This window comes from Rhodobacter capsulatus (assembly GCF_005144475.1).
In the GTDB taxonomy this organism is placed as follows: domain Bacteria; phylum Pseudomonadota; class Alphaproteobacteria; order Rhodobacterales; family Rhodobacteraceae; genus Rhodobacter; species Rhodobacter capsulatus_C.
On the sequence record NZ_SWJZ01000094.1, the window covers coordinates 1 to 7,262 of the forward strand.

7 protein-coding genes and 2 pseudogenes are annotated in these 7,262 nt (G+C 65.2%); 7 read left to right on the forward strand and 2 right to left on the reverse strand.

Annotated features, from left to right (window positions below):
• Positions 1 to 222: pseudogene (locus tag FBT96_RS17505) on the forward strand (FAD-dependent oxidoreductase); the annotation flags it as partial.
• A gap of 644 nt (positions 223 to 866) precedes the next feature.
• Here FBT96_RS17505 and FBT96_RS17510 read toward each other — a convergent pair.
• On the reverse strand, positions 867 to 1,106 hold the full coding sequence (locus FBT96_RS17510) for a hypothetical protein (protein ID WP_394347684.1): 240 nt from the start codon (positions 1,104 to 1,106) through the stop codon (positions 867 to 869).
• 850 nt (positions 1,107 to 1,956) lie between these two features.
• Between FBT96_RS17510 and FBT96_RS17515 the strand changes: the two genes are divergently transcribed.
• From FBT96_RS17515 to FBT96_RS17540, 6 genes and pseudogenes are all read left to right on the forward strand, one after another.
• Positions 1,957 to 2,178 (forward strand): hypothetical protein, encoded by a 222-nt coding sequence (locus FBT96_RS17515; protein ID WP_136908929.1) that lies wholly within the window; start codon positions 1,957 to 1,959, stop codon positions 2,176 to 2,178.
• Positions 2,179 to 2,202: 24 nt separating this feature from the next.
• The gene (locus tag FBT96_RS17520; RefSeq protein ID WP_136908931.1) at positions 2,203 to 2,841 is read left to right on the forward strand and encodes a hypothetical protein; all 639 of its coding nucleotides are present in this window, start codon (positions 2,203 to 2,205) and stop codon (positions 2,839 to 2,841) included.
• 27 nt (positions 2,842 to 2,868) lie between these two features.
• Positions 2,869 to 3,501 carry an IS66 family transposase gene (locus FBT96_RS17525; RefSeq protein WP_169583557.1) on the forward strand — a complete coding sequence of 211 codons (633 nt, stop codon included), beginning with the start codon at positions 2,869 to 2,871 and terminating at the stop codon, positions 3,499 to 3,501.
• A gap of 84 nt (positions 3,502 to 3,585) precedes the next feature.
• A pseudogene (locus tag FBT96_RS21375) lies at positions 3,586 to 3,826 on the forward strand (transposase); the annotation flags it as partial.
• A 175-nt stretch (positions 3,827 to 4,001) separates the two neighbouring features.
• Positions 4,002 to 4,877, forward strand: a complete 876-nt coding sequence (locus tag FBT96_RS17535; RefSeq protein WP_136908938.1) for a class I SAM-dependent methyltransferase — start codon at positions 4,002 to 4,004, stop codon at positions 4,875 to 4,877.
• Between the two features lie 38 nt (positions 4,878 to 4,915).
• The gene (locus FBT96_RS17540) at positions 4,916 to 5,539 is read left to right on the forward strand and encodes a CatB-related O-acetyltransferase (protein WP_136908940.1); all 624 of its coding nucleotides are present in this window, start codon (positions 4,916 to 4,918) and stop codon (positions 5,537 to 5,539) included.
• Positions 5,540 to 5,962: 423 nt separating this feature from the next.
• Here FBT96_RS17540 and FBT96_RS17545 read toward each other — a convergent pair whose 3' ends face one another.
• Entirely contained in the window at positions 5,963 to 7,072 is a 1,110-nt protein-coding gene (locus FBT96_RS17545; protein WP_136908942.1) for an ABC transporter ATP-binding protein, read from the reverse strand.
• Between the last annotated feature and the right edge of the window lie 190 nt (positions 7,073 to 7,262).

Here is a 7,262-nt window from a genome sequence, read left to right on the forward strand (position 1 = left end):
GGGCAGACGCTGGCCGATCTGCTGCTTGACAAGCAGACCGACCGCACCGCCTTGCCCTGGGTGAACCGCCGTCCGCGGAAATGGGAGCCCGAGCCGCTGCGCTGGCTGGGGGTGCAGGGGATGTATTGGCTGTACACCCTTGCCGACCGGCGCGAAGCGGCGTCGGGCGGGGCGCAAACCTCGCGGCTGGCAAGTGTGGCCGACAGACTGACCGGCCGCTGACCGGGCGGGGCGGCGTTTCGGAGAGCTATGGCGATCCGGGCTCGCGCGGGCTGACGTGTCGGTTGTCGCCAAATTTGCGGTTGGCCGGGGCGGCAGTTGAAGGTCTGACGGTTCCCGCGGCCCGCCGTGCCAACGACTGTGCAAAAGCCGCTTTCCACGCCTGACAGTATGTCCTGCAAAGATACCGAAAGGCAGCTATCGCCGGTTTCAGCGGATGTGTTGCCGCACCTGCTATCGGGCTGCGCGCCGATCTGCGCCTTACGCCACTTGGCGCAGCGCGAGCGGCCCCGGCTCGTCTTCGATGCAACGGATGGCCGCAAGGGGCCGTGGGATTTGCGGGCAATCTATGGGCAGCTCGGACCCTCGTTGCGGTCCGCTCGAGTGGTTGCTTCTGAGCGCGGCACTCAATGATGCGAGAGGCGGCAATGGGCTGGGTAAGTCGATCATGCGCGACGCGCCGTCATGAACAACGGGGCCGTTTCTTGCGCAGTGCGCAGTCCACCATGGGGTCAGCGAACGGCGGCAATCGTAGGTTTCTACAGGTGCGGTGCCGCGGCCTCAAGGTCGTCTTTCCTGAATGTTTTTCGACGTGGACCGCAGGGCAACGGTCGCTGCCAGGTGGTGGCGGTCCACGTTGACAAACCTTAAGAAAAGCTTCGTGCAAGCTGGCGCACCAGGCCACCGGCGATCTGTGCCACCTCCAGCGAATGGGTCAGCCGGGTGCGGTAGAAATCGCTGTCGCCGAGGTTCAGGATCTGGGTCTTGCCCTGCAGCCGCCGGAAGGAGGCCGAATGGATCACCCGCGCGGAATCGACATCCCCGATGTCGCGGGCATCTTCCGCTTGCGGCGTCCAGCCCTCGCGCCGCGCATTCCAGTCCGTCATGTCAGCCTCTCCTCGCATTCCTGATTGGCGCCGCATCGCAGGCCGGACCATACCATCGGCATCGCGCCTGAACACCGACCGCCATGGTGGGCCACGAAGAGCCTAAGGACCAGACATCCATTCGGGGCGCGGATTTTCGGCATCGACAGGCGCCCGGCCCATGCAGGCGGCTTCACCGCGCAGGCGCGAAAGGGAAAAGGCGCGCCCGGAAAAAAATGGCCGTCCAAATCCCGATCGCGAAGTTGTGAGGTTGGCCGTTTCGGAGAGGTTTAGAACCCTCGACGCCAGCACATCTGCTGCTCGGCGGCTTCATCCCGGATTTGAATGAAATGAAAAGCCGGGCCCGCCGTGTCAAGCCTCCGGAGCTGCGGGAATTGACAAGAAAATCATACCGTTGCGGTTAGCCCACATCGGTTTGGCCGACGAAAACGGGCTTGATCGCCCCGGAATTTGCGCCTTATCTCATCGCCATGATGACACCGAACGCTCATATCCCCCCCGCCGCCTCCCGGCTCATACGCTGATCCTCAAGGATCGGACGTGGGGTTTTGTCTCGCATCGATGCTCTCCTGACCGACGTTTCTGAGCCGAGTCACGCCCGTAAAATCGGACGACACGCGGCTTGAAACGGCCCTTGAGAGGCTCTCTTGCCGCCCGAGCGCCGAAACTTTGTGAGGACCGTCCCGAACCGGACCCTGTGACAGCACGAGAAGCATCGCTTCGGGCGCGTTTTTCGCATGTCCGGGGGCCCGTCTTCGTATCTTGGCCTTCTCATGCCTGTCGATCGGGTCCGCCTCCCACGGACCGCCCGGCCCGGGCGGCTCTGCCCCGAAGCATGAGGACACCGGAAATGGCTGACAAAGACCAGACTGACGCCCCCCTGACTGGCGAGATCCTGCCGCCCGAGGACACCGCCCCCTTGATCGCGCAAGAGACCGTCCAGACCGAGGAAACGGTCGAGGGCGCGCTCAGCCCGATGGCGGAGATCATCCCTGAAATCACCAATTTGCTGGCCGCGCTACCCGGCGACTGCGCCGAGATCAGGCATGGCATCGAGGAATGCCTGACCTGAGTACATCTGGAATTCGAAGACGTGGTGTCCCGCGAGAGCATCGCCCGGCGTCAGATCGCCCCCCTCAAGCGGAGCCTGCGTCACGAGAAGGAGCAGGCGAAACTCCTGCGCCACAAGATCTTCGTCGGCGGATCGGACAACAATTACCAGGACGTCGAGGACGGCACCCTCGATCTGCCCGACGACGACATCGACGAGGAGGAAGAGACGCAGAAACCGCCCAAGGGCAGGCAGAAGCGGAAAATGCCCAAGGACATCAAGACCATCGAGATCAAGCATTATCCGGAGCAGACGCACTGCCCCCGCGGGGGCGAGCTGAAGGAGATCGGCCACTGGACCTGCACCCTGCTCAGGGTCATCCCGGAACATCATGTCTGGGAAAAGCACATCTACACCCGCTGCGCCTGCAGCCGCAGCGCCGCCTGCAAGGAGCACAAGCCCGTGTCCGCACATGCCGAGGGCTTCATCGGCCGGAGGCGCACGATCTGGCCCAGGATCGTGGTCGAGGCGGTTTGCCAGAAATTTTACGAACACGCGACGCATGACCGCCAGCGGCGTCGACTGGACAACGCCGGGTTCAACGTGGCGCGCCAGACGCCTGGCCGCAACGCGACCCACATCGCGGGGTTTATGGGCGGGGTTCCTGGCGCCGGTGTGCGATGAAATCTGGCGGCACGTGACCGACGGTACGTGACCGGCGGGCATGCGACGCACAGGAACGAGACGCCGCTGCGCACCCAGGCCAAAGGGGGCTGCGAGGTCCCCTGGCTCTGGGGGCTCGGCCGCGATGAACGTGGCTGGAACAAAGAGGCCGAACCGGCGGTTTATGTCGAGCACGACGCCTCGCGTGGCGGGCATGTCGCGGAGCGCATGCCGGACGGGGCGTTGATCGGGGGCGCGCTGATCGAGACCCTCCAGATCGACGGCTGGACGGCCTGCAACCGGATCCGCCGGGGGCCGGGGCAGAACGACGGGGGGAAGATCGCGCGCGGCAGGCCGCATGCGCGCCGAAAGGTCTCCGACAGCCAAAAGGCCGCGCCGAGTACCCTTGCGAAGCGCGGGGTCAAGAGGCTCAAGGCCGTCCATGAGGTCGAGGAACGGGTCCATGGCTGCCCGCCCGAGGCGCGCCAGGCGCTGCGCCGCGCGCGATCGCTGCCGGTCCTCGAAAAGATCCGTGCGGACCTGCTGCGGGTCGAACCCGGGCGCGGAATTGCGCCAAGAATCTTTCCGCTCAGGGGTCGAAAATCGGGATTTATCGGGCTGATGCACCGCTTACAGACCACCCGCTCCGGCCTGCAAGAGCCTGAACCGGCCCGCGGATGACACGGCGCTCACGCGCCGTGGAACGCTGACGATCTGGTTCGATCCCGGCATGTCTTGGGCGGCGCAGCCGACAAGCAAGTCTGATGGCGCCAGGTCCATCTCGGGATCGACGCGAAAATACTGGGGTCAGGGCCGTCGAGGTCACCAGAAGCGACATCGGCGATGCCCCATGCTGCCCGACCTGTTGGCGCAGATCCCCGCCGATCAGGACATCGCCGGTGTCACGGCCGACGGCGCCTGCGACACCCGAAAGTGCGATGATGCCATGGCCGAACATGGGGCCGATGCCGTCATGCCGCCCGGCAAGAACGCCACGCCGTGGAAGGCCGGCCGTCAGCTGATTTGCACAAGAAAGCCGCGGCACCCAATAAAACCGCAGAAAATCAACGGCAGACACCGTTTGAATAAAAAACTTGTTCTGCGGGCCGAATTCGGGGATTTTATCGGCAATAGACACACCGTTTCCAAACGTCGGCTTGATTTGAAAGGTTGGACTCGAAATGAGTGATCCAGGTTTGCTGAATGATGCGGATATCCGCGGACTTGTTGCCAGAGCCGAGGCCGCCGCAGAACACGAGTCTCGCCTGAATATCCTTTTTCAGGATATTCCCCTTGAAGTTTATGGCCTTCTGCAGTTTGTCGGCCGTCCTGCCGGGCGATTGGGCAACCTGCTGCCCCGGACCCCGACGGAAGCCGAACAAATCAAATGGACCGGAACGCACGGCGCGCAGATGGTGACGGTCGCGTCCAGCTACATCAAGTCGATGCTTGCCCATGCCTCCTTTCTCAGCGGCAAGCCCGCCACCGAGATGGTGTTTCTCGACCATGGCTGCGGCTGGGGCCGGATCCCGCGCTTTCTGTCCCGCTTCCTTGCGGCCGAACAAATCCACGGCTTCGATCCGATGGCGGAATCGATCGCCATCTGCCAGCGTGACAACGTTCCGGGCACCTTCCGCCAGTGCGACCCCTATCCCGAGTCGCTTCCCGCCGACGCGGGCCAGACCTTCGACCTGATCAATGTCTTCAGCGTCTTCACCCACCTCAACGAAGCCTATCAATTCAAGGTTCTCGAGGCGCTGCGCGCCTATATCGCGCCAAAGGGCGTTCTTGCCGCCACCATCCGCCGCGACACGTTCTGGAACACGCCGCGCTTCGATGCCGCGACGCGGGAAAGCATGATCCGGCAACACCGGAGCACGGGTTTTGCGCATCTTGTCGGCGGCAACCTGGGAACCCGGGACAAAACCGCCTTTTTCGGAGAAACGTCGACCAGCATCGACTATGTCCGCGAGCGCTGGAAGGGATGGACCCTTGTGGCCACGGATATCAGCATCGCTCAACCCGGTCAGATCGTGCTGTTCCTTCAGCGCAGCTGATCCTGAAACCAACAGCAACACGCATTGACGAGTTTCCCATGAGTGAACCAATCGAACGTCACCACCCGCGGATGCCGCCGACCACCGCCTTCGGCTTGAAACCTCTCATCGATCGCGGATTTCGGATTTCTGTCGGGGCCTACAGCTACGGGACCCCTTCGCTGAAATGGAATGAAGCCGAGAAAGCCGTCCATTCCCTTGAGATCGGGGCCTTTTGTTCCATCGCGGCCGAGGTGTCGATCTATGTCGGGTCGCAGGGCATTCATGCGCTCGACTTTGTCACGACTTATCCGATGGGCATGGTGTTCGGAAATGCGCCGGGGGCGGAACGCCCGGCGGGAAACATACCCAACCTTGGCGTGGTGATCGGCTCGGATGTGTGGATCGGCCGTGATACGATCATCCAGGCGGGGGTCCGGATCGGTCACGGGGCTGTCATCGGCACGCGCGCTCTGGTCACCTCGGATATCGAACCCTACACGATCGCCGTCGGCATTCCCGCAAAGCCGCTGCGCAAGCGGTTTTCCGACGCGCAGATCGCCCGCCTTCTGGCACTTGAGTGGTGGACCTGGGAAGAAGAACGGATCCGGAAGGCGCTGGCCCAGTTTTCGACACGCGACATCGAACAGGCGCTGGAGGCGCTGGAGGCTGTCGCGCCGTAAGGCGCGCGTCGCAGGTGTCTGATCATCAGGTCTGGCGGTGTGATCCTGGCGCAGGACTGCACGGAAGCGCTTCGGGACAAGATCGGCGGCCGCACCTTCGGTTCGATCGCCGGGACAGGCCCAAGCATCCCGGCGGCGGATCCGCGGGAACAAGACCCGGCGGGGAAAGTGCGCGGCGTGGGAAGGGGCGTGCCATCGCACCCGCGTCAATTTGACGACAGCGGCACTCCCCGACACCCCGGGGCGCCCTGCGCGAGCTGTGCAACCGTCCCTTGCATCAAAGGGCGCTTTCGGGGTCGTCTTGACGCATCACCGCGTGCTGACATGGTCCGGTCTCTGCTGCGGGCATCGGACAAGCCGGTGGCTCCGATCCTGCGCGACAGGGGGCCGCCTGGCGCCGTCCGCCCAAAGCGGGGCGGACCGTCACAGGTGACTCAAACCGTCAGGACGGCATCCCCCGGCGCAGGGCGGCGCAGCGGCAAAGACCCGCACCGCCCCCGGGTCAAGCCGCAGACCGACCCGCGCCGGATGTTGCGGCTGCCGCGCCGAGGGCAGATCCAGCCGCAGTTCCGCCCCGCCCTCCTCGAGCCGCAGCACCAGCCGTTCCTGCGCGCCCAGAAACTCGACCCGTTCGATCCGTGCCGCCGCCCCCTCGGCCGGATCGCACAGATCCAGCGCCTGCGGGCGGAAGAACGCCACCGCCGCCTGCCCCTCGGCCAGCCCCGGCGCGGCAAACCGGCCCAGCGGCGTCGCCAGCGCACCGCCCGCCACCACGCCGGTCAGGATGCTGCCAGGCCCCAGAAAGCGCGCGGTGTAAAGCGTTGGCGGCGCGTGATAAAGGCTGCGCGGATCGGCGATCGCCTCGATCCTGCCCGCATGCATCACGGCCAGATGATCGGCCACCGCCAGCGCCTCGGCCGGGTCATGGGTGACGATGATCGCCCCCACGCCAAGCTGACGCAACAGCGCCAGCGTCTCGGCCCGGACGCTGTCGCGCAGGCCCTGATCCAGGTTGGAAAACGGCTCGTCCATCAGCAACAACCCGGGCCGTGGCGCCAGCGCCCGCGCCAGCGCCACGCGCTGGCTTTCGCCGCCCGAGAGCATGTGCGGATAGCGGTCCGCCAGCCCGCGCACGCCCGCCACCGCCAGAACCTCGGCCACCCGGGCCTGCACCTGCGCAGCGGGCGCGCCGCGCAGCCCGAAGGCGACGTTCTCCGCCACGCTCAGATGCGGAAACAGCGCGTAATCCTGAAACATGAAGCCGATGCCGCGGGCCTCGGGCGCGACGCAGCCGCCCTGCCCCGCCAGCACCCGCCCCGCCAGGGTGATCTCGCCGCTGTCGGGCCGCTCGACCCCGGCGATCAGGCGCAGCAGCGTGGACTTGCCGCAGCCCGAAGCGCCCAAGAGGCACAGGATTTCGCCTTGACCGAGGCTGAAGGAAATCTCCGCAAGCGCCGTCACCGCGCCGAAGCGGCGGCTGACGCGATCAAGACGAAGCCAGGAAGCGGGCGGGGCAAGGGGCGCAGGTGTCATCGCCCCAATCTAGGAAACCGCGCCGGAAAATCCATCCTGCACCGGCAGATTTGCCCTTTGTGGCGCGCTGAGTTTCAGGCGTTCATGTCGCGCATGAGGCGGCTGTGCTTGCGGATCTCGGTCAGGACGGCGCCGAAGGTGGTCAGGCCGCGGGCCTTGAGCGCGGGCAGCAGCCGCAGGAAGGCATCCG